Here is a 25,917-nt window from a genome sequence, read left to right as displayed (position 1 = left end):
ATGGCGTTATATCCTGGGGTTTCCCTAAAGATAACCCTGCATAATCTGCCGCAACCCTTCTCGGGAAACCTCCTGCCCGGCAAGCGGCCCGTTCTGGAGAACCGGAAATTGATCCTCAAAAAGGGCCTCTTCTTTTTTGTAAATAACGCCGAGGGGAATGCGCTCGCCGAATTCCAACGCGGTGGCGATGGCCTGTGCATGGTTGCGAGGATCATAATCCTCAGCAAGCGTATAACAATGTTCCTTGTACCATGTGTAGGTGTTGACCTTGTTGAACGACACGCACGGTTGCAGAATATCAACCAGAGCCGTGCCCCGATGATTGATGGCTTGCGCGATGAGTCCGGCAAGATGCTCCGGCAAGCCGGCATAGCCACGCGCCACGAAAGAGGCGCCCATGGTAACCGCCACCGCCACCGGATTGAAAGTCGCAGCAAAAGCGCCATGGGGCTGGGCCTTGGTCACAAAACCCTTCTCCGAAGTGGGGCTGGCCTGCCCCTTGGTGAGACCGTACACCCGGTTGTCATGCGCCAGGATGGTAAGATCGACATTCCGGCGCAATGCCGCCAGGAAATGATTGCCCCCCTCCCCGTACATGCAGCCATCGCCGCTTTCGGCAATTACCGTAAGCTCCGGATTAGCAAGCTTTGCCCCGATCGCCACCGGCAGACTGCGCCCATGCAGGCCGTTAAAAACATTTGCCTTGAGATAATGCGGAGTCTTTGCCGCCTGTCCAATGCCGGAGACCAGCAAAACCTGATGGGGTGCGAGCCCGCAGGCAACGAGGGCTTTTTTCAGGGAATTGAGAATGCCAAAATTGCCGCAGCCCGGGCACCAGGCTGTCTCATATTTGCCGTAGTCTTCAACGGATATCATATTCCGGCCTCCAGGCTTACAGTGGTTTCCAGACTGTCAAGAATATAGCGGGCAGTAAAAGGCAGGCCGTCATAACGCGCTATTCGCCTGTTCATGACAAAGCCTGCTTCCCGTTGGATGAGCCGGGCGAACTGGCCGGTGGCGTTGCCTTCTACACAGACCACTTCCCCGGCTGCCTGCAGGATGTCGAGAAACTGGGGCGGGACCAGGGGCCACACTTGGGAAAAATGCAGGCTGGCGACACTCTTCCCCTGCCCGCGGAGACTGGCGGCCGCTTCCAGGACAGGCCCCTGGCTGGATCCCCAATTAACAAAAAGAATATCCGTTCCTTTTTCCCCTGCAAGCGTGGGGGCAACAACTTCCTGCTTGAGAAGCTCTATTTTGCGAAGCCGTTTCTCCATCATGGCGATGCGCACCCCGTGGTCCTCGCTTATATGGCCGTCTTCGTCATGCTCATCACTGTCCGCCACCACCAGATGCGTTGACAGCCCCGGGAGAAGGCGTGGAGAGAGTCCATTTTCCGTGAGACGATAGCGCTGGTAGGGAATCGGCATATCACCTGGCTCGATTCCCGCCACTACCGGACTGCTGGCCGCCGTGTCAAAAAGTACGACAGGCCTGGCAGAGTCGGCGAGAAACTGATCGGTCAGGAGAAAGACCGGCGATTGGGAGCGCTCGGCCACCGCTAATGCTTTTTGGGTAAGATGGAAGCAAGACTCAATGCTGCCCGGAGCAAAAATTGCCCGGGGAAATTCACCATGACCGGCATGCAGCACGAACTCCAGATCTCCTTGCTCGGTGCGGGTTGGCATCCCGGTGGCTGGACCTGGCCGTTGGGCCACCGCGATCAGCACCGGCGTTTCGGTCATGGCCGCCAGGCTGACGCCTTCGGCCATCAGGGCAAAACCACCGCCCGAGGTGGCTACCATGGAAGGCGCTCCGGCAAAAGATGCACCGATAGCCATATTGATGGCACCGATCTCGTCCTCCGCCTGCTCGAACACGCAGCCCATGGTCTCGGCGTGGACAATCAGCTCAAGAACAATGGAGGTGGCCGGGGTCATGGGATAAAAAGCGCAGAACTTGAGCCCGCCAGCCAGAGCACCCAAGGCAATGGCCTGGTTGCCGTTAAGCAAAAGACGATCCGCAGCAAGAGCCCCGCCCGTGAGAATAAATCCATGCCCCGACACATGGGCGGCAGCCCACTCCCAGCTTTTTTCCAAAACCCCCTTATTTTCGACAAGGGTTTCCGGATGTTTTTTCCCGAGCGCAGCCTCCACGGCTTGGTAAAGCGCATCAAAAGGAAGTTCCAGTATCTTGCCAAGCAGACCGAGAGCTGCTGTATTCCACAGATGTTCCGGACCAAGCTCAACAAAAGGCACTGAAATTGTGCCCGGCAGGTTAGGAGCGAAGCTTGCATCGGCAATAAGCAGCGCCTGGCCGTTCAGCTGGCCGCGATGGATATCCACGGTTTCGGCATTGAGCGCCACCAGGATATCAATGGACTCGCGGGGCGCAAAAAAAGGCCCCGCACCCAGCCGGATGGAAAAGGTATTGTGGCCGCCGCGGATCCTGGAATGATAACTCTGGCTGACGAAAACCTCATAACCGGCCCGGACCAGCGCCTTACTGAGCAGCTGACCGATAGTCACCAGGCCCTGACCGGCTTCGCCGCCAATAAGAAGATGAATATCTGGTGGCATGATGGTGGCTCCTTGCCCTATTTTTTGACTCCTTTGTACTTGGCATACAGCTCATGGATACGGTGACGCAGTTCGCTGATCTTCTTGGAGTCCTCCTTGGAAAGCCAGCGCGGTTCGCTAATCGCGAAGACAACTTTGGCCAGCTCGTCGAGGACTCCCTCAGTGGCCAGGCACCACTCTTTGGTGCAGATATGCGCCATCTCTCCGGCCTCGTCGATGTCTTGAGCCACGAGATTGAGGGACTTTCCGAGATTTTTCAAAAAATCCCGATGCGCACGAAGCATGGTTTCTTCCATTTCAACCTGACGTTTCATGATTCTCCTCCTTGTTTGGATGGTTCATGGTCAATGGACGGGGAAAAAACCGCCCCCCAACGAGGGTGGCACAACAGAAAATCTATCGAGAACGTACAACAAAAAAACACGATTTTTTCTTTCGTCGGCAGATCTGTTCACAGCCCCAGGAGCCGGTGGTTGATCTCAATACCCACCATGGCACCCTGACCAGCGGCAATAATAGCCTGGGCCTTGCCTGCTTTGAGAGCGCCGAGGGCAAAGAGATTTTGAACAGACGTTTCGCAGCCTGGGGAGGTTGAAATCTGGGTTCCGTTGCCATCCCTTTCAAGAGAAAGCCCGGCAAGACACGAGTCGTTTAAGGTGTAATCATAACTGAGCATCACCACCTCGCAGACAATCTCCTGTCCGTCCGCCAGCTTCACTCCGGTCAACGCCGTGTCACCAAGAAACTCCTGGGGCACACCAGCAAGAAAGGCAATACCGTCTTCGGCCAGCAGTTCGGCGTGGTCGTCCGGCATGAGTCCGGCCGGGAGAATGAGGGTGATATCCGGGGTAAACATCTGCCGCATGGCAAAGGCAAGGCGCATGGCATCGAGAGAATCGCCGAGGATGACGAGTTTCTTGCCGGTGGTATGATACCCGTCGCAGTCAACACAGGTAAAAATGGCCCGGCTGAAAAATTTATTCATCCCTTTGATTTTGGGAAGATTCTCCACAACTCCGCAAGAAACGATGAGATAGGGTGCCTGATACCGGCCTTTTTCCGTGGTCACGCTAAAGCCATTTTCGGCCATCACCGAGGCGACATGCTCCCGCCGAAATTCAGCGCCGAACGATTGGATCTGCTTGATGCCGGTATCGACGAGTTCTTTGCCTGAGGTGATTTCAAGGCCGAGATAATTTTCAATGTGCAGGGCATGGCGGGTCCGACCGCCGCCCTGATCAAGGAGAATGACCTTCCGGTTATAGCGGGAAAGATGGATGGCTGCCTGCAAACCGCCAGGCCCAGCCCCGATAATGATGCAATCGCAGCTTTTTTCTTCCATAGGTCTTTCCTGGGCATCCCCCCGGTGGCAGGAAATCGTTTACAGCGTGCGGTACGGATCAGCCGGGAGCCGCACGGCCCCGGCCTTTCCGTCACGCCAGTGAATCAGAGAAGCCGATAAGGATAGGCGCGTTTTGCCCACTCGCTGTCGGGAAAAGCGGCGTTCAGCTTTTCATAGGCATCTTTCAACGGTTTGGGATCATGCGACCGTTTGTAGCTGCAGACACCGATCAGAAAAACAGCCTCCGGCGCACTGCTGCTTATGCCATATCCGGCAACCAGCTGCTCCAAACGGATCAGCGCCTCGTCAAATCGATCATTTTCATAATGATATTTGCCAAGTCCCAGCAAGAGCGAAGGAATCAACTCTTCGGAGCCAAAGAACCCAACGGTTCGATGGTGTTCCTGAGCTTCCGGACTCAGAATTATCAAGGTGGGAGTCCACTTGACATTGAACTTCGCCGAATAGGGCTTGCTATCCGACAGAAGCCGGAGCGGGATAAAATTTTCTTCGATGAAACGGACAACCTTGCTTTCGGGATACGTAACTGTATCCATCTGTTGACAGCCAATTCAGTTGGGGTTGAAAAAATCGAGCAAAATCGGTTTGCCTGCTTTTTGCCCCTGACACAGGGCATCGTCCATTTCCGTTCGCCATTGGACCTTTGCCGTCATGGTTGTCCCTCCTCGCGTTATTAGTGGATAAACACCTTGTTACACCAGCCTGCGACAAGGGCCGTCGCCCCTGCTACAATTGTTCTATATTCTTCCTGAGTTGACCGATCTGCAGCCCCAGCGACACACATTGCTTGCCGTCCATGCATTGTTGCGCCTCGGAATCTTCCAAAAAAGTTTTGAGCTCATGCTGGTCCTTCTTGAGATCAACAACCCAGGCCTTATTCGATTCGTCGTAATCAACCATAAGGTCAATGCCGCAAGCGCCTATCTCCGGGAAAACCGCCTTGATCTTCTCACACAGTTCTTCTTTGGTGTGCATGGCTTTTCCTCCTGTTGACCGGTTATTGGGGGTTCTTATTTTTTAGTATAGGTATTCTGGTTCTGAAAGTAAATGGAGAGGGGTGAGATTGTCCGGGAGGCTCGTCCCGATGGGCTTGGCTGGGGAAATTTCTTTTCACTCGCGAAAAAGAACCGTTACTCTTTCCGCAAAAAACCGGAGAAGGGGGAAATTTTGAGAACCAAAAATATGGCAGGCGTTTTACTTACTGAAACACTCGAGCGATCTCCTGCTGCATGGCTTCAATAACCGCAATGGGATCCGCCGCCCTGGAGATGGGCCTCCCCACAACCACCTGATCGGCACCGCTTGTGATGGCGCGGCCCGCGGTCATGATCCGGGTCTGATCGTCCCCGGAGTCAAGTACATTGGCCCCCGGTCGGATCCCGGGGGTGACCAGGAGCAGTCGATCACCGAGCCCCCCCCGCAGCCGAGCCGCTTCGAGCCCCGAGGAAACCACCCCGTCACAGCCAAGTTCCAATGCCCGTTTGGCCCGGAAATAGACGAGATCCTCAATGGACTGGGTCATGCCCATGGCCCGCAGGTCTTCTTCGCCAAAACTGGTGAGCACGGTCACAGCCAGCAGCTTAATCTCGCCTTTCTCCTCCAACGCCGCCCGGATGATCGCATCATTGCCGTGGACGGTGGCCAGACTCACCCCGTGTTTTCTCAGCTGGGCCACGGCCAGCTTGACGGTTTCCGGGATATCGAAGAATTTGAGATCAAGCATCACCTTATGACCCCGGTCCACCAACCAGTCAACGGTCTGAAACCAGTCGGCCATGAACAGCTGCAACCCGACCTTGTAAAAGCCCAGGTGGGATTCGGTTTTTTTTACCAGTTCCTTGGCCTGCTCCGATGTTTCCACATCAAGAGCCAGGATGATCCGTTCTTTCAAAGGGATATCTTTCACGCGCTACCTTTTTCCTTTTTTTTCGCCTTGTGCCTAGCCCCTTGGGCTCGCGGCTGCCAGCCTAATGGATATCCACCTTCACCCGGCCACGGACATCGTAGGATTCCTTCTGCATATCATAATCAATCCCCTTGCCCTGGATACCGATGCCTTTATCGGTAATCTGCACCGGCGCCGCGGTCGTGATCTTCCGGGTTTGGTCATCATAGCTGAGGGAGTCGGACTGCACCAAAAAGCCATTCTCGGCCTGCACCCTGACCTGGTTTCGCAGGATGAGGATTTTTTTCTTGCTGTTGTATTCGCCTTCCTTGCCGGTGATAACAAATTTGCGCTTATCGTTTTTAAAAACCTGCGCTTCCACTGCTTCCAGTTGCATTCTATCCTGATCTTTTCCGGTATACAGGTGTTTGGCCTGAATCTCCCAATCCCGGCTTCCGTTTTTTAGCTGAGAAAACAAGACGTTATCCATCATAAACCCCGCATCATCCTTGCCGGCTGCCTGGGGTGGGGCCAGGGTGCCGGGCGCTTCCAACCCGCCGCGCGGCGCCAGAAGCCGAGAAAGCGTACCGCCCCACACCGGCCAAAACAACAAGAGGGAGACAGGCAGCAACCACAGGAGATTACGATAGCCGGTCATCATCGCAGATACCTCGCAAACAGCTCTGCCCGCATGCCCTTGGCCTCGATGATCAATTCACACACTTCGCGCACCGCCCCCCTCCCTCCTGCCTGCCTGGTCACATAATGGGCGATCTCCCGAACCTCGACCGCTGCGTCCGCCACGGTGGCGGCAAGCCCCACCCGGCTGAGCAGAGGGAGATCCAACCAATCATCTCCCATATAAGCGATCTGTTGGGGGGTGAGATTCTGGGCGGCGAGAATCTCGGAAAATGCCTCGATCTTATTCCGCACTCCTTGATAGACATGGGCGAGCTTCAGATCCTGCGCTCGACGCGCCACCGCTTCGGATCGGCGGGCGGTAATGATGCCCACCTCCACTCCGGCTTCCCGGAGAAGGGTGATGCCGAACCCATCCTTGATGTTGAACCCCTTAAGTTCTGTCTCCCCATTGCCGTACACAATGGTGCCGTCGGTGAGCACCCCGTCCACATCAAGGAGCAGGAGCTGGATCTCTTTGGCCTTGGGCAAACAGGCCCGCCAGGCATAGCCACGCTCTTCCTGGCCCTGCCGAGACATGGCCCGCTGGCGCAGCCCCTCGGTGATCTCGCAGTCGGAAGGATACTGCCCGCCCGGAATTGAGCAGGAACCGGAATCGGTCATCCCTCCCCCTCCGCGACTTGGCGCTGGATGAGGGTATGGATCTCGAGCAAATGGGCGAGCAGGGGCTCCACCCCGGCAAGCGGCATGGAGTTGGGTCCATCGCACAACGCCTTGGCCGGATCGGGATGGATCTCCATGAACAAACCATCGATCCCGGCGGCCACCGCAGCCCGAGCCAGGGTGGGAATGAACTCCCGTTGCCCGCCGGAGCTGGAGCCTGCCCCACCGGGCAGCTGGACGCTGTGGGTGGCATCGTAGATAACAGGACAACCGAAAGAGCGCATCACCGGCAGGGCGCGCATGTCGACAACCAGATTATTGTAACCAAAAGTGGTGCCCCGCTCCATGAGCATCAGCCGATTTTTAGCCACCGCCTTGATCTTGTTCACCGCATGCCGCATATCCCAGGGGGAGACAAACTGACCTTTTTTAAGGCTCACCACCTTGCCGCTTTGGGCCGCGGCCACCAGAAGATCGGTCTGGCGACAGAGAAAGGCCGGGATCTGCAAGACGTCCAACACCTCGGCCGCAGGCCCGACCTGAGCCACCTCATGCACATCGGAAACCACCGGCACGCCAAAATCCCGGCGGATATCGGCCAGGATCTGCAACCCTTCATCCAGACCGGGGCCACGGAAGGCATCCAGCGAGGTCCGGTTGGCCTTGTCAAACGAGGCCTTGAACATGTAGGAGATGCCGAGCCGCCCGCAGATCTCCTGAAGACCGGCGGCAACTTCGCGGCAGAGAGCCGCCGATTCGATAACGCACGGGCCGCCGATCAATAAAAAAGGCCGGTTGGGACCGACCTCAAAAAATTCCGGGATACGAACTGACTCCACTTTCGTTCTCCTTCTTGGATGTATTCGCTAAACTGTAACTGTTCAGTAGTGCCGCAGATGCTAGGAAGAAGCCTGCGAAGTGTGCTGTTGCACATAAGCAGGCTGATGACAACGCAGATGCGGCGCTACTGGACAGTTACCTTAGAGTCCGGCGTTCTCCAGGGCTGCCTTGATAAAATTCGTAAACAGAGGGTGCGGTTTCATGGGGCCGGACTTGAATTCCGGATGAAACTGGCAGCCCAAAAACCACGGATGATCGGGCAGCTCAACAATCTCCACCAGCTTTTCGTCCGGAGAGGTGCCGCTGATGATGAGGCCGTTTTTCACCAACTCGTCCTTAAAGGCATTGTTGAATTCGTAGCGGTGCCGATGCCGTTCCTGGATCTCGTCTGTACCATAGGCCGTGTGGGCAAAGGTCCCAGGCACCATTTTGCAGGGATAGGCGCCCAGCCGCAAAGTGCCGCCCAAGGCCGTGGATTCATCACGGATCTGGATTTTGCCGGTGCGGTAATCATACCACTCCTTGATGAAGTAGATGACCGGATGCTTGGTGAGCTGATTGAATTCGGTGCTGTCGGCGTCTTTCATCTTGGCGATATGTCTGGCGAACTCGATCACCGCCAGCTGCATGCCAAGGCAGATGCCGAAATAAGGGATCTTTTTCTCCCGGGCAAAGGTCACGGCCTGAATCTTGCCCGCCACCCCGCGACTGCCGAAACCGCCCGGCACCAACACCCCGTGGCATCCGGCCAGCAAACCCTCGGCCCCCTTCTCTTCGATCTCCTCGGCGCTCACATAACGGAGGCGCACCTTGGCCTCATTGGCCACAGCCCCATGTACCAAGGCTTCGTGCAGGCTCTTGTACGACTCGGTCAGATCAACGTATTTGCCGATGATGCCGATCTCCACCTCGCGCTTCGGATGCTTGACCTTGTCGACCAGCTCCTGCCAGGCGTCCAGACGCGGCGCCCCGGTCCAGATATTGAGCTTGTTGAGGATGATGTCGTCGAGTCCCTCGTCGTGAAAACAGAGGGGCACCTCATAGATATTCTCCACATCGCGGGCCGTGATCACCGCCTCTTTCTCCACATTACAAAACAGGGAGATCTTGGCCTTCAGTTCATTGCTGAGCAGGCTCTCCGTCCGGCAGAGCAGGATGTCCGGCTGGATGCCGATGGCCCGCAGCTCCTTGACGCTATGCTGGGTGGGCTTGGTCTTCACCTCGCCCGCGGTCTTGATATAGGGGACCCAGGTAACGTGGATGTACAGGGAGTTTTCCCGACCCACGTCGGTGCGGAACTGACGGATCGCTTCCAGAAAGGGGAGCCCTTCGATATCGCCGATGGTGCCGCCGATCTCGATGATGGCCACATCCACCTCACCTTCAAACTGCATGATGGCTGTCTTGATCTCGTCGGTGATATGCGGAATCACCTGCACGGTGCCGCCCAGGTACTCGCCGCGCCGCTCCTTGCTGATTACCGAATGATAGATACGGCCCGAGGTGTAATTGTTGCGCTGCCCCAAAACCACGGAGGTGTACCGCTCGTAATGACCAAGATCCAGATCGGTCTCCGCCCCGTCATCGGTGACATAGACCTCGCCGTGCTGGAACGGGTTCATGGTGCCGGGATCCACGTTGATGTACGGGTCCAGCTTCTGAAAGGTGATGGACAACCCCCGGCTCTCAAGGAGGGCGCCGATGGAAGCGGCAGCCAGCCCTTTACCCAGGGAAGAGAGAACGCCTCCGGTGATAAAAATGAACTTGGTCCGATGGGTTTGATTGGTAGTTTTCATAAAATGGCGCCGGTCTCGTAAAAGAGGAAAAAAAACACGGTGGATGGTTTTCAGCATGCGCAACGCAACCCATCGCCGCAACGCAACCCAGGGGAAGCGAGGCCTGCGCCGGGATTCCACCAAGCAATCGACAAACAACAGGGGGGACAAAAACGACAGCCCTATACAACCGGACCGCATTACATTCCCATTAAAATACAGTATTCCGCCCTCTTTTGTCCAAGGGAAAATGCCTTTTTTTGCCCCGCCTTTTCCCTGTGTTTGCCGAAGGTTACAATATTGTCACCTTTATGCGTGCAATGGGGGTTTTTGAATGGCAGTAAATCGGGTAGAGTGGCGCAGAAGAGCAAAAAAATGAAAAATATACAATCCAACATAATACACCGCGAACGATGCTGTTCCAACACTCGGCCCCTCCCTGTTCTTGGACATGCAGAAAGAGTGACCGCACCGTTTTTAACCGTTTTCTTGCGCCGTTCATTCCGCGGATTGACCGTTGTTCTCTGTGCCCTGATTGTCCTGCTTCTTCACGGCTGCGGAGACCGCCAGGCCCAGGAGACAGCCGCCGCCGCCAAAACCGCGGACACTACTGGTCCCCCGATCGGCTGCCAAGGCTGCCACCCCATGGAACTCAATAGGGCGCACAGCCTCGCCTGCCCCGAATGCCACAAGGGCAATGACCAAACAAACGAACGGGATTTGGCCCATGCCGACCTCATCCCCCGACCCGCACACCCTGATCATCTGCAACAAAGCTGCGGAAAGTGTCACCCCGCAGAAGTAGCCGCAACAACCGCCTCCGCTCATTTCACCTTGCAGAAAGAGGTCAACCGTGTACGGACCGTCTTTGGCGCCCAAGCCCCCCTTGGTTCCCTCACGGAAATCCCGCTCCACGAATCAATCATCTCCCCGCTCGATCTGGCCGACGACCTGCTGCGCCGCCGCTGCCTGCGCTGCCATGTGTACAGTTCCGGCGATGGGTATCCGGAAACGGTTCGCGGGACTGGCTGTGCCGCCTGCCACCTGACATTCGCCAATGGCAAAATGACCAGCCACAACTTTGTCAAATCGCCACCGGACAGCCAGTGCCTGCACTGCCATTACGGCAACTTCGTGGGCAGTGACTATTATGGCCGCTTTGAGCACGACTTCAATCTGGAGTACCGCACCCCCTACCGCACCGATGGCCGCGAAACCCGGCCCTACGGGGTCGAGTTCCACCAGCTGGCCCCGGATATCCACCAGCAGAAAGGGATGGCCTGCATCGATTGCCACTCCGGCACGGAACTCATGGGCAAGCACGGCGGTGGTGCGAAAAAAGAAAAACCGGTAACCTGTCTTTCCTGCCACGGCTGGCGCAAAGGGTTACCCCTGCCCCTGAGCAACCTGCAGGCTGAGGCGGGCCGGCTGGTGCTTTTCACCCGGCTGAGCGGCAAAAAACTCATCGTTCCCCAACCTGTGCATCCGGCCCACAAGCAGTACGAAAAAAAGGTGCATTGCACCGTGTGCCACAGCCAGTGGACCTTTAACGATCAGTCCACCCATCTGCTCCGCACCGATAATCCCGAACATCCAGCCTGGTCCAGGCTCCTTGTGCAAGGCAGCCGCGAGGTGGAGGAACAGCTGGACTACCCTGCGCCGCAAGGACCCTCCCTGCGGGACAAGATCACCGGCACGCCAAGCCCAAGCCTGTGGCTCAAGGGCTATGAGCTGCGCCGCTGGGAAAATCCTCTGATCGGGGTTGGGCCGGATGGCATGCTCCACATCTTCCGGCCCATTCTGGATCTGCATCTCTCCATGCTTGACGCAAACAAAAAGGTTCTCTTCGACAATCTGGGGGTGGAGCCGGCGCACCGGCGCTATCTCCCCTACACCCCGCATACCGTTGGCAAGGCCGGGGCGTTCTACAACGAACGGCTCAGACCCAACCTCCCTCCTGAGACGAAACAATGATTTACGCCAGATTTCCCTTGCGAGTTTTCCCCTTTGCCCTCCTGCTCCTGTGCGGTTTTGCCTTTTCCGGCTGCACCACGGTGCTCCAAAGCACCCCGCCGTCAAAGAGCGCTTCCCCCCCCAGGACCACACCCAAATCAGGGCGCATCCCCGGAACACAAAGGCCCTACCAGATTGAGGGCAAGACCTACTATCCGCTGCCTTCCGCCGAGGGCTACAGCGAAACCGGCATTGCCTCCTGGTACGGCAATCCTTTCCACGGCCGCAAGACCTCAAACGGCGAGACCTACAATATGTATGACTGGACAGCGGCCCACAAAACCCTGCCCATGAACACCCGGCTCCTGGTGGAAAATCTCGACAACGGCCGCACCACCACGGTGCGGGTCAACGACCGCGGCCCCTTCGTGGGGACCAGAATCATTGATCTCTCCTACAATGTGGCCAGGGATCTCGGCATCATGAAGGAAGGAACCGGTAAGGTCCGAATCACCGCCTTGGGCGAGGCGGAAACCGTGCAGCTTGCCGACAACAAAACGGCAACCCGCTTCCTACCCCACGAAGATTTTCAAAAGGGTGATTTCTTTGTCCAGATCGGCGCCTTCACCGTCCAGAAGAATGCCGATCGTTTGAAGGACACAATGAACCGCGGCGGCAGAGAGGCAGAAACCGTCCGCTACGACCGAGGGGATCAGATCTTCTACCGCGTCCAGGTCAAGGCCGGGACCACTCTGGCGCAGGCCAAACAGATGGAGCAGACCATGGCTGGTTCCGGATTCTCCAAGGCGTTTGTGGTGGCGAGATAACTTCCCCGCGGACAATTGCTTGACAGCTTAAAGCCAATCGTTATATCCCATAGACATGGGACTTTCTCTTTAACGAAAGGCGTACTGCTCCCCACTCCGCCGAAGAGGGCTGTCATGATTTTCAAGGTTTTCAAAAAACAGGAACTCGCCCGCCTCTATGAGCTGCTGGCCGTCAACATCATCGTCGGTCCCGTGGCCAAGGGAAACGACCGCAACGGCAAGCCCCTCTTTGATTTCGACGTGGTCTACGACTTCAACGACCTTGCCCTTGACTACACCCAGACGGTGCATTCGCCCAAGCGCTTTGTCCTCCCCTACCACGAAACATTGTCCACCTTTGCCGTAGCCCGTGACGGCTGGGAAAAGCATGTCGACCTCAACGTCTACCGCTCCCTGGTTTTCTTCGGCATGCATGCCTGCGACATCAATGCGCTAAACAAGCTGGATCTGGTGCTGGCGCAAAGCGCCTACCCAAATCCATACTATATGGGGAAACGAAAAAATCTCTTCATCATCGGGCTGGACTGCACCCCGGAGCCCCAATGTTTCTGCCGCTCCATGGGAACAGACTCAGCCATCCACGGCTTCGACCTGTTTCTCACCGATCTGGGGGGCACTTATTTTGCCGAGATCCTCTCCGCCACGGCCTTTGACCTGCTCAATCAGATCAACTGCAAGGATCCCAGCGCCAAAGATCTCCGCCTCTACAAGCAGGCAACCAGCGAGAAAAACAAGCACTACACGGCCAGCGTGGAAACCTCGGATCTCACCAAGATCCTCGACCTCGAATTTGAATCCCCAGCCTGGGATGATTGGGGCAAAAAATGCCTTTCCTGCGGGACCTGCGCCAATGTCTGCCCCACCTGTTACTGCTATGGGGTTGAGGAGCATGTGGACCTGGACCTGAAACACGCCGGCAAGACAAGGTCCCTGCACTCCTGCAACCTCATCGACTTTGCCAAGGTGGCCGGCAATCATAACTTCCGCCCGACCAGCGCCAGCCGTCTGAAATACCGCTACTACCATAAACACCGAGGCTTCGTTGAGGCCTTTGAAGAATCACTCTGCGTTGGCTGCGGCCGTTGCGGTTCAGCCTGCCTTGCCGACATCACCCCTCCGGAGGTTATCGCCAGCGTCCGGGGCAGGGAGTAAACCATGCAGAACAAGCTCAATTTCATCGACATTCTCGGCCAAAACCCAGACTCTCGCCGCAAGGAAGACCCAAGTAGCTTCGAGTACACCCTACCCGCCGAGATCACCAACATCTACCAGCTCACCACGAACGAAAAACTCTACCAGATCCAGATCATCGATCCCGGCCAAAGGAACCGTTTTTCCTTTCGCCCAGGCCAGTTCGTCATGTTGGAGCTGCCGGGGATCGGCGAAGCGCCCTTCTCCATCTCCTCTTCCCCGGTACGGCGCGGCGACCTTGAACTATGCATCCGGGCGGTGGGCAATCTCACCAATTTTCTCGCCCGCCTGGAGCGGGGCGCCAGGGTGGGGATAAGCGGACCGTTCGGCACCTCTTTCCCCCTGGAAAAAATGCAAGGCCAAGACATCTTACTCATCGGCGGCGGATTGGGCATCGTTCCCCTGCGCTCCCCCCTCTTGTCTGTGCTGGAAAACCGAAGCAAATACGGCCGAGTGGACATCATGTACGGCGCCAAGAGCCCGGCGGAACTGCTTTTCACCTACCAGTACGAGGAATGGCGCCGCTTCGACATCAACCTCGGCATCACCGTGGATCGGGCGGACACAAGCTGGCAGGGGCGCACCGGCCTGATCACCGAGCTGTTGCAGGAACGGATCAGTCAAGCCACAAGCCTGCGGGAGAACACCTATGCCATTGTCTGTGGGCCGCCGGTGATGTTCCATTTCGTTTGCAAGATGCTCACCGAAGCGGGACTGCCCATGCAGAAGATGTTCGTTTCCCTGGAACGCCGCATGCACTGCGGCCGGGGCAAATGCTGCCGCTGCAACATCGGCTCGACCTACACCTGCCTGGACGGTCCGGTCTTTGACTACTGGTCGGTGATGAACCTCAAGGAGGCGATCTGAGATGAGCGAACAACTCTCCTACCTCGGCGTCCCCCTTACCCGGCCAAAGGTCGGTTTCTTCGAACTCTCCTCCTGCGAGGGGTGCCAACTGCAGCTGTTAAACAACGAAGCCACCCTCCTTGATTTTCTCAATCTGGTGGAGATCGTCAATTTCCGCGAAGGCATGAGCGAGCGCGCCGACACTTACGACATCGCCTTTGTCGAGGGCAGCGTCACCCGCAAGGATGAGATCGCCCGACTCAGCGAGATCCGCAAGAACGCCAAGATCCTGGTCGCCCTCGGCTCCTGTGCCTGCTTCGGCGGGGTGAACCAGCTCAAAAACCGCTTCCGCGATCTGGAATGGGTAAAAAAGGAAGTCTACGGCGATTTTCCCATCGAGAGCATGGAGGTGCATCCCCTCGCAGATTTTGTCCGGGTGGACCTCGAGATCTTCGGCTGCCCCATCAAGAAAGAGGAGGTCGAAAGAATCGTCACCAATCTGGTGCTGGGCAAGGCGGTGCACCATCCAGAATACCCGGTGTGCATGGAATGCAAGGCCAACGAAAACATCTGCCTGTTCGAGCTCGGGGAGCCCTGCCTCGGCCCGATCACCCGGGCAGGCTGCGACGCTTGGTGCACCAGCAACCGCAGGGGATGCTGGGGGTGCCGTGGCCCCGCGGAATCAGCCAACCTCACACAGCTGGAAGAGATTATGCGCACCTATGGTTTTAGCAGCGAGACCCTGCTCGACCGCTTGGAATGTTTCGGGGGCTTTGCCTCTTTTACTGAGACAATACGTTCCCGGGGAAAAAAGACCCCGAGCAAAAGGAAAAAACCATGAAGCTTTCCTGCGAGGTCAATGTCCACCACCTGACCCGAGTGGAGGGACACGGCAACATCCGCATCAGCATCAAGAACGGGGTGGTCAAAAAGGCGCAATGGGAGGTGGTCGAGACCCCGCGTTTCTTCGAGGCCATGCTGGTGGGCAAGCATTGGGAGAACGCGCCCTATATCTGCGGACGGATCTGCGGGATCTGTTCCATCGGCCACACCCTGGCCAGCATCCGGGCGGTGGAAAATGCTTTTGGCATCACCCCCTCGGCCCAAACCACGACCCTGCGGCTCCTGCTCAAGCACATGGAAACCCTGCAGAGCCATATCCTGCATCTCTATTTTCTGGCCGCCCCCGATTTTCTCGGCACCGGCAGCGTGCTTCCCCTGACCAAGACCCATCCGCAGGTCGTGCAGCAGGCCCTGCGCCTCAAATTGCTGGCCAACGATGCCTGCGACATTATCGGCGGCAGACGATTGCACCCGACCCGAACTGTGGTGGGCGGCTTTACCATGCTCCCGGAAAAAGCGGAGCTGGAAACGATCCGCCAGCGGCTGCTGTCCTCCGTTTCCGATCTGCTCGCTTCGGCCGAGCTGTTTAAGACCTTTGCCATCCCTGATTTCAGCCGGGAAACAGAATTCGTCTCCCTCAAGGGCGAGACGAACTATCCCTTTATCGGCGGCGCGCTTGTCTCCACAGATGGCGTCTTGAAAAAGGAACACCAGTACCGGGCCATGACCAACGAATACTGCAAGACAGGCTTCACCTCCAAACTGAGCAGATTGTCCCGCCCCTCCTTGGCCGTTGGTGCTCTGGCCCGATTGAACAACAACTTCCCGCTCCTCCATCCCGCAGCCCAGGAGATCTCGATTTCTTTGGGCCTTGAACCGGTGAACCACAATCCGTATATGGGCAATGTCGCCCAGTTGGTGGAATGCGTGCACGTGGTCCTTGATTCCGTCCATCTGATCGACACCCTGCTGGGCACCCCCTGGCAGGAACCACGCCAACCGGTGCACGCGAAGAAAGGGGAAGGCGTCGGCGCGGTGGAGGTCCCCCGGGGCATTCTCTATCATTATTATAAATTTGACAGCCTGGGCAAGGTCATCAAGGCGGATTGCGTTATCCCCACCAGCCAAAACCACGCCAACATTCTGCACGACATCGAGGCCCTGGCCAGCCAGTATGCCAAAGCCGGAAAAAAAGACCGGGAAATCGAGCTGCTGGCCGAGATGCTGGTGCGGGCTTACGATCCCTGCATCTCCTGTTCTGTGCACTAGTCTGTTCGTTTTGCGCCATGGTTCCGCCATCTCTCAGCAAACAACCATCATTGCCCACGCAAAAAATAATTCCAAATTTACCGCAACCGGGTATGATGTTGAGTATTTTATAGAGGATTGAATGCATGCCAACTGACAGTTCAACAAACAGCAACGATGAAAATCGCCGAGAAAACTTCCGGATCGATGATCTTCTGGCAACCTCGGTGCATAAAATCGAGAACGGCGTCCTGCCCGTGGGCAGGATAATTCCCGTGGCCCTTTCCGAATCCGGCAGGCTCGGAGGCGGGCTGAAGTCGCACCCCTCTGAAATCGATCCCTCCTTTGCCCTGATGCTTCTTGAGGCCAACGCTAAACTCGATCTCCTCTTTGATTTCTACAAACTGCCACGATACAATGAAGAAAAAGATCTCAAGCCCTCCATGACCCAACTGCTCCTCCAGATCAACACCAAGCTGGACAGCCTCCTTGATTTCCATCTCATTGCCAGACAGCAGGATGCAACCCGGGTTGGGGAGGTAAGCCTAAGCGCCAGCGGAATCAAGCTTACCTCCCATGAGCCGCTTTTGGCTGGAGATCTTGTTGAGGTGCACATCCTGCTTTCCATGGACCAACCCTGCTGGGTCGTGGTCGGCGGCTCGGTAGCACGGGCAACCCCGCTTCCGGAGGGGGGCAATCAGGTGGCTATCCAATTTGCCGCAACAAGCCCGGTCATCCAGGACACCATCGCCACCTATGCCCTCAGGAAACAAAAAGAACAACTTATGAGTCAGCGCTGGCTGGAACCATGATCTTTTCGTTTTTCATAGAAAATATTCTCCGCCGGGCAAACGACATCAACACACCACGCATTCCATAGGGAAACGTATACCAACATGTTAACAATCATCGGCATAGCAATTGTTCTCGGGTCGGTTATCACCGGCTACGCCATGGGAAAGGGCAACTTCCATATCCTGTTCCAGCCGGCCGAGGTAATCATCATCTTTGGTGCCGCTATCGGTGGCCTGGTTATTTCCTCGCCGGCCAAATCATTGAAGGTCATTGTCGCACATCTCGGCAGCATCTTTGCCGATTCCCACGTGAATAAGGCCCATTACCTTGAACTGTTGCTCCTGATGAACGCCGTCTTTTTCAAAATCAAAAAGGAAGGGTTGGTCGCCATCGAGTCCGACATAGAAGACCGTGATAAAAGCCCGCTGTTTCAAAAATATCCCGCCATCATGAAGGACCATGAGGCAGCGGACTTCATCTGCGATACAGTGCGCACCATGCTCAGCGCCAATTATCCGGCCTACGAGTTGGACAATCTCATGGAGATCGATCTGGAGGCCAACCAGCATGAACGGATGCTCCCTGCCCACAGCATAACCAAAATAGGCGACGCCCTCCCCGGCTTGGGTATTGTTGCTGCGGTTTTAGGTATTGTTATCACCATGGGATATATCAACGAATCGGCCGAGATTCTCGGCCACCATATCGGCGCTGCCCTGGTCGGGACCTTCTTTGGCGTACTCGCCTGTTACGGATTTGTCGGACCCATGGGCAGCAAGCTGGAACACCATGCCCATGAACGCGAGGCTTATCTGCGGGTGATCAAAACCTCCCTGCTCGCCGCGTATTCCACCAGCTTCATGGTACAGTTCGCCGTTGAGGCCGGCCGACGCGCCATCCCAGGAGACGATCGTCCCTCCTTTAACGAGACTGAGGAGGCCATCAAGAAATGGAAGACAAAAACATAATCATCAAGAAGGTCAAAAAGGTTCAGGGCGCCGGCGCTCACGGCGGTAGCTGGAAGGTTGCCTTTGCCGACTTCATGACGGGAATGATGGCTTTTTTCCTCCTCATGTGGCTGGTGAACATGACCACCAAACCGCAAAAGGAGAAGCTTGCCCATTATTTCCAAGAGTACAGCCTCTTTGCCGAGGGTGGTGCCGGCGGCGGTGCAGAAATTATCGCCAAGGAGCAAGTCGCCTCCGAAGCCCAGATCACCGTGACCCAAGCCCCAGCCGCCACCGGAGAGGCTGAAGGCGAAGCCAGCCCCGCCGGCCTGGAACAGTTCAAAAACAAGCTGCAACAGGAGATTGAGCAACGGCTTGCCGACCTCAAGGATCAGGTGCACATCGAGGTTTTTGAAGGCGGGGTCAAGGTGGACATTATGGACAAGGAGGGAAACCCCATGTTCCCCCTGGGCAGCACCGCCTTGACCGCCAGCGGCCAAAAAATCCTCAAGGTGCTCTGCGACAACATCAAGAGCACCTCAAGCCGCATTGAAATCGAAGGCCACACCGATGCGGTGAGCTATGCAAACAAGGAATTCGGCAACTGGGAGCTTTCCACGGCCAGGGCCTCCGCCGCCCGGGTTGAGGTGGAAAAAAACGGCATCCCCTCAAGCCGCCTGCGGAGGGTCTCGGGCTATGCCGCCACGGAACCGATCATCAAGGATAACCCTTTTGATCCCCGCAACCGAAGAATAAGCCTACGCCTCTATCCGGAAAAAAAGAGCACGCCTTCTGCAACCCAGCCGCAGCCACAGGTTCCCTTACAAACGCAAACTCCGGCCCAGATTAGCCCGCAAATCCCGCCTCAGGTTCATCCCGCACGGATGAAGTGAGCACCGGGCGATCTGGAGAGCGAACCGATCGGCAGATCGCCTCACACCAAGGACTTCCAGACCATATTTTTTTTTGCGGTTAAAATTCATTCCCACCTTGTTCTTCTCCATGCAGCAGGCTCTGCTGCTCCGACCCAGCCTTGGATTTGTCTACCGCTGGGAGCGAGAGAGAACCACACCGCTTTCTCGCTGTCGGCCACCATCGAATCGATCCCGCCTGAAAAACAAAGTAGCACCATACCCCACCTGACCTCCAGAAGCCTCAAACGCTCCAATTTCAACAACTTGCTCAGCAAGAGCATCCAACTCCTGTCCCCGGAAAACCACTTGACAAGGACCCTGCACTTTTATAATGTAAATAAGCATTCACTTAAAGGAGCCTCGATGCCGCCCAAAAAAACCACCCATATCCGCAGGGCAGAGATTATCCAGGCCGCGCTTGGGGTTATTGGAGAAAAGGGGGTGCATGGCCTCACCATCACCGAAATCGCCGGACGGGCCGGGATGAGCGACGCCAACATCTACCGTCACTTCACGGGCAAACAGGAAATTCTCCAGGCGTTGGGAGATTTTATCAGCAAGGCGGTAATGGGCAAGGCGGCGGGAATTGCGGCGGGAGAAGGAACCGCCCTCGAAAAACTCCAGGTCATTTTCCGTTCCCACACCGCCCTGATCGCCGCAAACCCCGGATTGCCCCGATTCATTTTTTCCGAAGAGATCCATCTGGGAGACCCGCACCTTGCTCAAACCATTGCGGGCAAGATGGCCGCTTATATCGAAACCCTCAGCAATCTCATTGGCGCAGGAGTCAAGAGCGGTGAATTTTGCGCAATTGCGCCACGGGAAACAGCAATCACTCTCCTTGGCATGATCCAGTTCACCGCCCTGCGCTGGTCTATCACCCGCGGCGCTTTCAGCCTGGATACCGAGACCGAACGCCTGTGGAATAATTTTTTGAGACTCATTCAAGTCCCGCCCTCCCCAGCCACCCCGGAAATATCCCTGGTAACCACATGAAAAAAACCCTCGTTTTTCTCCTCCTGTCCATCATTCTCACTGCTCAGGCCCATGCGACAGAACCGCTCACCCTGGCGGCGGCATTAGCGATCGCGGACAAAAATCACCCCCAGATCGAAGAAGCGGCTTCCAACCTCGCAGCCACAGAGGCCAGACTCGGTCAGGCCAAGGCCAATTACTGGCCACAGATCAATCTCGCGGCCGACTGGAACAAGGGTGACACCTTCTTAACCGCTCTGGGCGGGATCAAGGAAACCGAGGTCAGCACCACCTCCGTGGTGGTCAGACAGAACATCTATGATTTTGGCCGCACTGCCGGCGCTACTGCGGCGGCGCGCGGAGCCACGGCCGCTGCCGCGGAAGGGGTGACGCTCAGCCGCCAGGATGTGGCCTTTCGGGTCAAAGCCGCCTGGTATCTCGCCCTGGCCGCAGAAAAACAGGTGGAAGCCAGCCGGAAAACCGTTGTTGCCCGAGAAGGATTATCCCGGCAGGCGGAAGAATTTTTCCGACACGGCATTCGCTCCAAGGTCGAAGTGGCCAGGACCGAAGCATCCTTATACGCGGGTAAAAGTTTGCTGATCCGGGCCGAGAACAACCGCAATTTGGCCCGCCTGGAACTTGCAAACGCCATGGGGATGACCTCGCTGGAAGACCGCCCCCTTGCTGAGCCGGAAATCAACCCTGCCCCCGCTCCGCAAGATCTTGCCAGCCTGTGCGAGGAGGCCTTGCACAACAGGAGCGAACTCAAACGACTCGCTTCCCTTAAAAAATCGGCCTCAGGATCTCTGCGCTCCGCCCGCAGCGGCTATCTTCCCACTCTTTCCGGCACGGCAACCTATGGCGAGGCCGCACAAAGCATGCTTCCGGAAGGGGAGGTCTGGGCTCTGGGGGTCAACCTCACCCTGCCCATTTTCTCCGGATTCGCCACCAAGGAACAGGTGCATGAGGCCAATGCCGCCATCCGTGGCGTGGAGGCGCAACAGAGAAATCTGCAGCTGCAGATCGCCAAAGAGGTTGAATCCGCCTGGCTGGGAATTACCGAAGCACAGGCCCGCTTTGGCGCAAGCAGCAAGGAGATGATCGCAGCCCAGGAAAGCCAGCGGCTGGCCATGGAGCGCTACAGGGAAGGGTTGGGAACAATGATCGAAGCCGTTGATGCGCAAGCCCAGGCCCTGAATGCGGAAACCGCCCAGATTCAGTCGGGATACGACCAAAGAATTGCCGAGGCTCGGCTGGACCGTGCCCTGGGCAAACAATAGCTCCGGATTGAGGAGAAAAAGGATGCAGGCACCGACGATGCTGAAAATACCAAAAAAATATCTTTTGGCCCTGGCCGTTATCCTGACCGGTGGTCTTCTTCTGCGGCTCACGGTTTTGGGCCCAACCAAGATTCAAACGGTACGTGTTACACAGCGTGATCTCATCGCCCAGGTCTATGGCAACGGCACGGTGGAGGCCAAGGTTGTGGTCAACATCGCCAGCAAGATAACCGGGCGGCTTGCCGAGGTCAGCGTTGACCAGGGAGACATGGTCAAGCAAGGACAGGTCTTGGCAAAACTGGACCTCAGCGAATTGCAGGCCCAGAATCGACAGGCCAAGGCAAGTTTGGCGCTGGCGAAAAAAAATGCCGCCCGGTTCAAGGCCCTGGCGTCCAAGGAACTGGTTTCGCTGCAGGAGGCGGAGCAGTATGAAACCGCATTCCTGTTGGCCAAGGAGGCGGTGGTCGCCAGCCGCTCCCGTTTGGATGACGCCACCATTGTGGCGCCGGAAGACGGCATTATCATCCGCCGGGAGCTTGAACCCGGAGCCACGGTGACTGCGGGGTTGCCTATTTTGCTGCTGGCCAACCCGGAAACCGTCTGGGTAAAAGCGAATGTGGACGAATCGCAGCTCAAGGGCCTTACGCCCGGACAGTCGGCAACCATCACCCTCCGTTCCGCGCCCGGGGAAAAATTTCCCGGTCAGGTGGCACGACTTGCCTGGGAAAGCGACCGGGTCACCGAGGAACTTGAAGTGGATGTGGCCTTCACCCCACCCGTGGCAAATTTCCGCCTGGGAGAACAGGCCGAGGTGCTGATTACGACAGGGGCAAGAAAAGACGCTCCGTCCATCCCCAATACCGTCTTGGCAAACAAGGGAAAACAGCGCGGCGTCTGGGTGGTGGAAAACAACCGTCTCCTCTTTCGAGCAGTCTCCACCGGCATTGAAGACAGTCATGGGATGATCGAAATCACTGCGGGACTTACCGGCAACGAAGCCATCGCCCTAGCGCCTCCCGAAAAAATGTCGTTACTCACTGAAGGGCAGAAGGTCCGGGTACGCTAATGAATCTGGCACTGCGCGACATCCGGCATCAAAAAAGCCGCTTCATCCAGACCTGCCTCGGCCTCGGCCTGCTGCTCGGAGTAGTGATGAGCATGAGCGGCATCTACCGGGGCTTATTCACCGACGCCACCGGCATCCTCAACGCCACGGCCGCAGACATCTGGGTCGTGCAGCAGGACACCAGCGGCCCTTTTGCCGCCACCTCCCGCATTCCCGAGGAGATCAAGTACCGGATTCGGGCGGTTCCCGGGGTGGGACAGGCCTCTGCCCTCTCTTTTCAAAATATCCAAAGCGAACGGCATGGCCAGCCCTTTCGCTTCTTCCTTGTCGGGTACGAATTAGCAGGCATGGGCGGCCCCCCCTCCATCGTCGCCGGTAGGCCTATCCGGCAGAAACACTACGAAATCGTAGTGGACCGGGCCATGAAGATTGGCCTGGGGGAGAAATTGCGATTGGGGGGCGATGACTATACGATAGTCGGCCATACGGCCAAAATGGTTTCCTCGGCCGGCGATCCCGTAGCCTATGTGACCCTGCCCGACGCCCAGAAGATCCAGTTCAAGGATGACAACAACGCCATTCGCAACTCCCGGGAAAAGCTTTCCGGCCAGATCGAACGGTTGCCCCTACTGTCCCCGAACCAGGCGAGCCAGCTCACCCCGCAGATCGCGCGCATTGCCGGCTCGACCCATATCGTCAATACCGTGGTGGCTCGCCTTGCACCCGGCGCGGATCTGGCCCTGGTGCAAGATAGGATCAGCCGCTGGAACCACTTCCGCCCCCTGACCGGCAAAGACCAGGAGCACATTCTCACCGAGGGCATGATCAAAAAAGCCAAGATGCAGCTCGGCCTGTTCCGGGCCATCCTCCTCGTCATTTCCGGGGTTATCATCTCGCTGATTATCTACACCATGACCCTGGATAAATTGCGGGTGATCGCGACCCTCAAGCTGATCGGCACCAGAAACCGGGTGATCGTCGGGCTGATCCTCCAGCAATCGCTGCTCATGGGAGTGATCGCTTACGTTATCGGTTTCACCCTGATTGCCCTTACCCGCGACAAGTTTCCCCGCCGCTTGGATCTGGTTCCCATCGACCTGCAGCTTTTGTTCGGCATCGTGATTTTGATCTGTATCGGCGCAAGCCTGGTGGGTATCCGCAAAGCCCTGCGGGTCGAACCGGCCGAAGCCTTGGGAGGATGAAGCAGATGTATGCGGTACAGATTGAAAACCTGACCAAGATTTACGGCCAAGGCCATACCGAGGTCGTGGCCTTGGCCGATGCCACCTTCGCTGTGGCGCCCGGAGAACTGGTGGCTATCCTCGGCCCGTCCGGCTCCGGCAAGACCACGCTGCTCACCACCATCGGCCTGGTCACCGAGCCGACCCGCGGCAAGGTAGTGCTGGACGGAGAGCTGATCGCCAAGGACGGTTGGCCGGCCGGGCTCGACCTCAAGCGAATCCGGCGGGAAAAACTGGGATTCATCTTCCAGGCCCACAACCTGATTCCCTTTCTCACCGCCGTGGAAAACGTGATGATCGCTCTGGAGAACAACGGAGTCGGCGCGAAGGCAGCACGGACACGGAGCATTGAGCTTCTGGAAAGTCTGGGGCTCGGCCACCGCCTCAACCATTATCCCTCCCTGCTCTCCGGCGGCGAGTCGCAGCGCACCGCCATCGCCCGCGCCCTGGCCAACCAGCCCCGGGTCATCCTGGCCGATGAACCGACGGCGGCCCTGGACACGGAAAACGGCAAGAACGTCATGGGTCTGCTGAAAAAACTGGCGGTGGAGAACAACTCCGCCATTCTGGTGGTCACCCACGACCAGCGGATGGTGGAAGGGTTTGACCGGATCTTTACCTTCAGTGACGGCCGCATCGTTGACGAGAAGAGGAACCATGTGTAGTTGAGTCGCTCAACATAAAAAAGCCCGGCCTTTTCAGGTCGGGCTTTTTTTATATGTCCTGCTGTTTGCTTAATGCTTAAAGGAACGCTGCCCCGTGAACTTCATGGCCACCTGTGGTTTCGCCTCGTTACAGGCCTGGATCGTCTCGAAATCACGCATGGAGCCGCCCGCCTGAAGAATGGCGGAAACCCCCTGGCGGATCCCGACATCGGCGCCATCGCGGTACGGAAAGAAGGCATCGGAGATCATCACCGAGCCGGGCAGCCCGGCCTTGTCCGCCTTGGTCTGTCCGTCGATCTTCTCCTGATCCGCTTTCTTCCGCTTGCCCTGTTCGATCTCCAAGACCATATCCGCATAGGGGATGCCAAAGGTGTCGAAGCAGAGGATGTCGGCATACTTGGTATACGCCTTATAGACCGCGATGTCGGCCACGCCGACCCGGTCTTGTTCGCCGGTACCGATACCCACCGTACAGCCGTCCTTCACATAGATGACCGAATTGGAGGTAACCCCATGCTCCACGGCCCAGCCGAAAAGCATGTCGTCGATCTCCCGCTGGGTGGGCTCGCGCTCCACCTTGTACTCCTGGCCCTTTGAGATACTCACCGCCGGCTTCAGATCGGCCACGGAACGGATGGAGTTCACCGCCGACTGCTGAACAATGAGACCGCCATCGATCAGGCTCTTAAAATCGACATAACGGTATTTTTCATACTCGGCAAGCCGGTCGATGCGACTGATCCGCACCACCCGTAAATTTTTCCGGGCCGCGAGAATCTGCAAACTTCCCGCCTCAAATTCCGGAGCGCAAACCACTTCCAGATAGTTCTTGCTCAAAAGCTCGGCGGTTTCCTTGTCGCAGGGCCGGTTGAGAATAACCGCGCCGCCAAAGGCGGCGATGCGGTCGGCGCGATTGGCCCGATCGTAGGCGCGGGCCAGGGTATCCCCGCAGGCTGCACCGCAAGGGTTGTTGTGCTTAAGGATCACCGCGGCCGGACGGTCCATGAGATACTTGATAATGTTCAAACCGTTGTCGATGTCGGTAAGGTTGATCTTGCCGGGATGCTTGCCCACCTGGAGCATGTCCTCAACATTGATTCCGCTCACCAGACCCTTGCCCGGCTCAATGAACCGACAATCACCCAGCACCAAATTACCATTGATCAATTCGTAGAGAGCCGCCTCCTGATCAGGGTTCTCGCCGTAGCGCACGCCCCGCTCATCAACGCTGCCGTCCTCAGCCACGATCTTCCAGGTCTTCTTCCGGTAGACCAGTTCCTGGTCGCCAAAGGTGATTTTCATCTCCATGGGAAAGTGGTCACCAAGAATGGTGGTGTACATTTTTTTCAGATCTGCCATTGGGTTCACCCCTCCTTCCTTTT

General features: G+C 57.0%; 26 protein-coding genes. 14 read left to right on the top strand and 12 right to left on the bottom strand.

The window, feature by feature from the left end:
- Positions 1–24 precede the first annotated feature (24 nt).
- From OLX77_RS07500 to pyrG, 11 genes are all read right to left on the bottom strand, one after another.
- Positions 25–876: a 2-oxoacid:ferredoxin oxidoreductase subunit beta gene (locus tag OLX77_RS07500; protein ID WP_307632974.1), complete on the bottom strand. Its 852-nt coding sequence runs from the start codon at positions 874–876 to the stop codon at positions 25–27.
- Positions 873–2,579 (bottom strand): 2-oxoacid:acceptor oxidoreductase subunit alpha, encoded by a 1,707-nt coding sequence (locus OLX77_RS07495; protein ID WP_307632973.1) that lies wholly within the window; start codon positions 2,577–2,579, stop codon positions 873–875. Before OLX77_RS07495 ends, OLX77_RS07500 begins: the two co-directional genes overlap by 4 nt.
- A gap of 17 nt (positions 2,580–2,596) precedes the next feature.
- Complete coding sequence (locus tag OLX77_RS07490) at positions 2,597–2,893, bottom strand: hypothetical protein (protein WP_307632972.1); 297 nt, start codon at positions 2,891–2,893, stop codon at positions 2,597–2,599.
- Positions 2,894–3,030: 137 nt separating this feature from the next.
- Positions 3,031–3,921 carry an NAD(P)/FAD-dependent oxidoreductase gene (locus tag OLX77_RS07485; RefSeq protein ID WP_307632971.1) on the bottom strand — a complete coding sequence of 297 codons (891 nt, stop codon included), beginning with the start codon at positions 3,919–3,921 and terminating at the stop codon, positions 3,031–3,033.
- Between the two features lie 104 nt (positions 3,922–4,025).
- The gene (locus OLX77_RS07480; protein WP_307632970.1) at positions 4,026–4,478 is read right to left on the bottom strand and encodes an outer membrane protein assembly factor BamD; all 453 of its coding nucleotides are present in this window, start codon (positions 4,476–4,478) and stop codon (positions 4,026–4,028) included.
- 190 nt (positions 4,479–4,668) lie between these two features.
- Positions 4,669–4,917: a hypothetical protein gene (locus tag OLX77_RS07475; protein ID WP_307632969.1), complete on the bottom strand. Its 249-nt coding sequence runs from the start codon at positions 4,915–4,917 to the stop codon at positions 4,669–4,671.
- A gap of 223 nt (positions 4,918–5,140) precedes the next feature.
- The gene (gene pyrF / locus OLX77_RS07470) at positions 5,141–5,848 is read right to left on the bottom strand and encodes an orotidine-5'-phosphate decarboxylase (protein WP_307632968.1); all 708 of its coding nucleotides are present in this window, start codon (positions 5,846–5,848) and stop codon (positions 5,141–5,143) included.
- 61 nt (positions 5,849–5,909) lie between these two features.
- Positions 5,910–6,488 (bottom strand): LPS export ABC transporter periplasmic protein LptC, encoded by a 579-nt coding sequence (gene lptC, locus OLX77_RS07465; protein ID WP_307632967.1) that lies wholly within the window; start codon positions 6,486–6,488, stop codon positions 5,910–5,912.
- A complete protein-coding gene (locus OLX77_RS07460; RefSeq protein WP_307632966.1) occupies positions 6,485–7,129 on the bottom strand; it encodes a KdsC family phosphatase in 645 nt (214 codons plus the stop codon). The genes lptC and OLX77_RS07460 overlap by 4 nt, the downstream gene beginning before the upstream one ends.
- A complete protein-coding gene (gene kdsA, locus OLX77_RS07455; RefSeq protein ID WP_307632965.1) occupies positions 7,126–7,968 on the bottom strand; it encodes a 3-deoxy-8-phosphooctulonate synthase in 843 nt (280 codons plus the stop codon). Before kdsA ends, OLX77_RS07460 begins: the two co-directional genes overlap by 4 nt.
- 141 nt (positions 7,969–8,109) lie before the next feature.
- Positions 8,110–9,765: a CTP synthase gene (pyrG, locus tag OLX77_RS07450; protein ID WP_307632964.1), complete on the bottom strand. Its 1,656-nt coding sequence runs from the start codon at positions 9,763–9,765 to the stop codon at positions 8,110–8,112.
- A gap of 441 nt (positions 9,766–10,206) precedes the next feature.
- Here pyrG and OLX77_RS07445 point away from each other — a divergent pair, with 441 nt between their 5' ends.
- The 14 genes from OLX77_RS07445 to OLX77_RS07380 all read left to right on the top strand — a co-directional run bounded on the left by OLX77_RS07445 (position 10,207) and on the right by OLX77_RS07380 (position 24,535).
- The gene (locus OLX77_RS07445) at positions 10,207–11,718 is read left to right on the top strand and encodes a hypothetical protein (RefSeq protein WP_307632963.1); all 1,512 of its coding nucleotides are present in this window, start codon (positions 10,207–10,209) and stop codon (positions 11,716–11,718) included.
- Complete coding sequence (locus OLX77_RS07440; RefSeq protein ID WP_307632962.1) at positions 11,715–12,524, top strand: septal ring lytic transglycosylase RlpA family protein; 810 nt, start codon at positions 11,715–11,717, stop codon at positions 12,522–12,524. The genes OLX77_RS07445 and OLX77_RS07440 overlap by 4 nt, the downstream gene beginning before the upstream one ends.
- 114 nt (positions 12,525–12,638) lie before the next feature.
- The gene (locus tag OLX77_RS07435) at positions 12,639–13,676 is read left to right on the top strand and encodes a 4Fe-4S dicluster domain-containing protein (RefSeq protein WP_307632961.1); all 1,038 of its coding nucleotides are present in this window, start codon (positions 12,639–12,641) and stop codon (positions 13,674–13,676) included.
- A gap of 3 nt (positions 13,677–13,679) precedes the next feature.
- A complete protein-coding gene (locus OLX77_RS07430) occupies positions 13,680–14,582 on the top strand; it encodes an FAD/NAD(P)-binding protein (protein ID WP_307632960.1) in 903 nt (300 codons plus the stop codon).
- Position 14,583: 1 nt separating this feature from the next.
- Positions 14,584–15,402, top strand: coding sequence for an NADH-quinone oxidoreductase subunit B family protein (locus tag OLX77_RS07425; protein WP_307632959.1), 819 nt, complete (start codon positions 14,584–14,586; stop codon positions 15,400–15,402).
- Positions 15,399–16,673 carry a Ni/Fe hydrogenase subunit alpha gene (locus OLX77_RS07420; RefSeq protein WP_307632958.1) on the top strand — a complete coding sequence of 425 codons (1,275 nt, stop codon included), beginning with the start codon at positions 15,399–15,401 and terminating at the stop codon, positions 16,671–16,673. The genes OLX77_RS07425 and OLX77_RS07420 overlap by 4 nt, the downstream gene beginning before the upstream one ends.
- A gap of 125 nt (positions 16,674–16,798) precedes the next feature.
- Positions 16,799–17,464 carry a PilZ domain-containing protein gene (locus OLX77_RS07415; RefSeq protein WP_307632957.1) on the top strand — a complete coding sequence of 222 codons (666 nt, stop codon included), beginning with the start codon at positions 16,799–16,801 and terminating at the stop codon, positions 17,462–17,464.
- 84 nt (positions 17,465–17,548) lie between these two features.
- Positions 17,549–18,415 (top strand): flagellar motor stator protein MotA, encoded by an 867-nt coding sequence (motA, locus tag OLX77_RS07410; protein ID WP_307632956.1) that lies wholly within the window; start codon positions 17,549–17,551, stop codon positions 18,413–18,415.
- On the top strand, positions 18,397–19,287 hold the full coding sequence (locus OLX77_RS07405) for a flagellar motor protein MotB (protein WP_307632955.1): 891 nt from the start codon (positions 18,397–18,399) through the stop codon (positions 19,285–19,287). Before motA ends, OLX77_RS07405 begins: the two co-directional genes overlap by 19 nt.
- Before the next feature lie 384 nt (positions 19,288–19,671).
- Entirely contained in the window at positions 19,672–20,304 is a 633-nt protein-coding gene (locus tag OLX77_RS07400) for a TetR/AcrR family transcriptional regulator (RefSeq protein ID WP_307632954.1), read from the top strand.
- Entirely contained in the window at positions 20,301–21,563 is a 1,263-nt protein-coding gene (locus tag OLX77_RS07395) for a TolC family protein (protein ID WP_307632953.1), read from the top strand. The genes OLX77_RS07400 and OLX77_RS07395 overlap by 4 nt, the downstream gene beginning before the upstream one ends.
- A 22-nt stretch (positions 21,564–21,585) precedes the next feature.
- Positions 21,586–22,629 (top strand): efflux RND transporter periplasmic adaptor subunit, encoded by a 1,044-nt coding sequence (locus OLX77_RS07390; RefSeq protein ID WP_307632952.1) that lies wholly within the window; start codon positions 21,586–21,588, stop codon positions 22,627–22,629.
- Complete coding sequence (locus OLX77_RS07385) at positions 22,629–23,831, top strand: ABC transporter permease (protein ID WP_307632951.1); 1,203 nt, start codon at positions 22,629–22,631, stop codon at positions 23,829–23,831. The genes OLX77_RS07390 and OLX77_RS07385 overlap by 1 nt, the downstream gene beginning before the upstream one ends.
- 5 nt (positions 23,832–23,836) lie before the next feature.
- Positions 23,837–24,535 (top strand): ABC transporter ATP-binding protein, encoded by a 699-nt coding sequence (locus OLX77_RS07380; protein WP_307632950.1) that lies wholly within the window; start codon positions 23,837–23,839, stop codon positions 24,533–24,535.
- A 69-nt stretch (positions 24,536–24,604) separates the two neighbouring features.
- On the opposite strand, the gene OLX77_RS07375 is transcribed toward OLX77_RS07380, so the two are convergent.
- On the bottom strand, positions 24,605–25,894 hold the full coding sequence (locus OLX77_RS07375) for an IMP cyclohydrolase (protein WP_307632949.1): 1,290 nt from the start codon (positions 25,892–25,894) through the stop codon (positions 24,605–24,607).
- Positions 25,895–25,917 lie beyond the last annotated feature (23 nt).

This window comes from Thiovibrio frasassiensis (genome assembly GCF_029607905.1).
In the GTDB taxonomy this organism is placed as follows: domain Bacteria; phylum Desulfobacterota; class Desulfobulbia; order Desulfobulbales; family Desulfurivibrionaceae; genus Thiovibrio; species Thiovibrio frasassiensis.
The sequence above is the reverse complement of the archived record's forward strand: the minus strand, read 5'-3'. Positions and strand labels throughout refer to the sequence as shown.

Coding starts and splice junctions, on each gene's coding strand:
- pyrG (WP_307632964.1), bottom strand. CDS start 9,765: ATGAAAACTACCAATCAAACCCATCGGACCAAGTTCATTTTTATCACC.
- OLX77_RS07435 (WP_307632961.1), top strand. CDS start 12,639: ATGATTTTCAAGGTTTTCAAAAAACAGGAACTCGCCCGCCTCTATGAG.
- OLX77_RS07375 (WP_307632949.1), bottom strand. CDS start 25,894: ATGGCAGATCTGAAAAAAATGTACACCACCATTCTTGGTGACCACTTT.
- OLX77_RS07420 (WP_307632958.1), top strand. CDS start 15,399: ATGAAGCTTTCCTGCGAGGTCAATGTCCACCACCTGACCCGAGTGGAG.
- OLX77_RS07415 (WP_307632957.1), top strand. CDS start 16,799: ATGCCAACTGACAGTTCAACAAACAGCAACGATGAAAATCGCCGAGAA.
- OLX77_RS07395 (WP_307632953.1), top strand. CDS start 20,301: ATGAAAAAAACCCTCGTTTTTCTCCTCCTGTCCATCATTCTCACTGCT.
- lptC (WP_307632967.1), bottom strand. CDS start 6,488: ATGATGACCGGCTATCGTAATCTCCTGTGGTTGCTGCCTGTCTCCCTC.
- OLX77_RS07440 (WP_307632962.1), top strand. CDS start 11,715: ATGATTTACGCCAGATTTCCCTTGCGAGTTTTCCCCTTTGCCCTCCTG.
- OLX77_RS07475 (WP_307632969.1), bottom strand. CDS start 4,917: ATGCACACCAAAGAAGAACTGTGTGAGAAGATCAAGGCGGTTTTCCCG.
- OLX77_RS07390 (WP_307632952.1), top strand. CDS start 21,586: ATGCAGGCACCGACGATGCTGAAAATACCAAAAAAATATCTTTTGGCC.
- OLX77_RS07485 (WP_307632971.1), bottom strand. CDS start 3,921: ATGGAAGAAAAAAGCTGCGATTGCATCATTATCGGGGCTGGGCCTGGC.
- OLX77_RS07380 (WP_307632950.1), top strand. CDS start 23,837: ATGTATGCGGTACAGATTGAAAACCTGACCAAGATTTACGGCCAAGGC.
- OLX77_RS07490 (WP_307632972.1), bottom strand. CDS start 2,893: ATGAAACGTCAGGTTGAAATGGAAGAAACCATGCTTCGTGCGCATCGG.
- OLX77_RS07460 (WP_307632966.1), bottom strand. CDS start 7,129: ATGACCGATTCCGGTTCCTGCTCAATTCCGGGCGGGCAGTATCCTTCC.
- OLX77_RS07430 (WP_307632960.1), top strand. CDS start 13,680: ATGCAGAACAAGCTCAATTTCATCGACATTCTCGGCCAAAACCCAGAC.
- motA (WP_307632956.1), top strand. CDS start 17,549: ATGTTAACAATCATCGGCATAGCAATTGTTCTCGGGTCGGTTATCACC.
- OLX77_RS07425 (WP_307632959.1), top strand. CDS start 14,584: ATGAGCGAACAACTCTCCTACCTCGGCGTCCCCCTTACCCGGCCAAAG.
- OLX77_RS07385 (WP_307632951.1), top strand. CDS start 22,629: ATGAATCTGGCACTGCGCGACATCCGGCATCAAAAAAGCCGCTTCATC.
- OLX77_RS07500 (WP_307632974.1), bottom strand. CDS start 876: ATGATATCCGTTGAAGACTACGGCAAATATGAGACAGCCTGGTGCCCG.
- OLX77_RS07400 (WP_307632954.1), top strand. CDS start 19,672: ATGCCGCCCAAAAAAACCACCCATATCCGCAGGGCAGAGATTATCCAG.
- OLX77_RS07405 (WP_307632955.1), top strand. CDS start 18,397: ATGGAAGACAAAAACATAATCATCAAGAAGGTCAAAAAGGTTCAGGGC.
- OLX77_RS07495 (WP_307632973.1), bottom strand. CDS start 2,579: ATGCCACCAGATATTCATCTTCTTATTGGCGGCGAAGCCGGTCAGGGC.
- OLX77_RS07480 (WP_307632970.1), bottom strand. CDS start 4,478: ATGGATACAGTTACGTATCCCGAAAGCAAGGTTGTCCGTTTCATCGAA.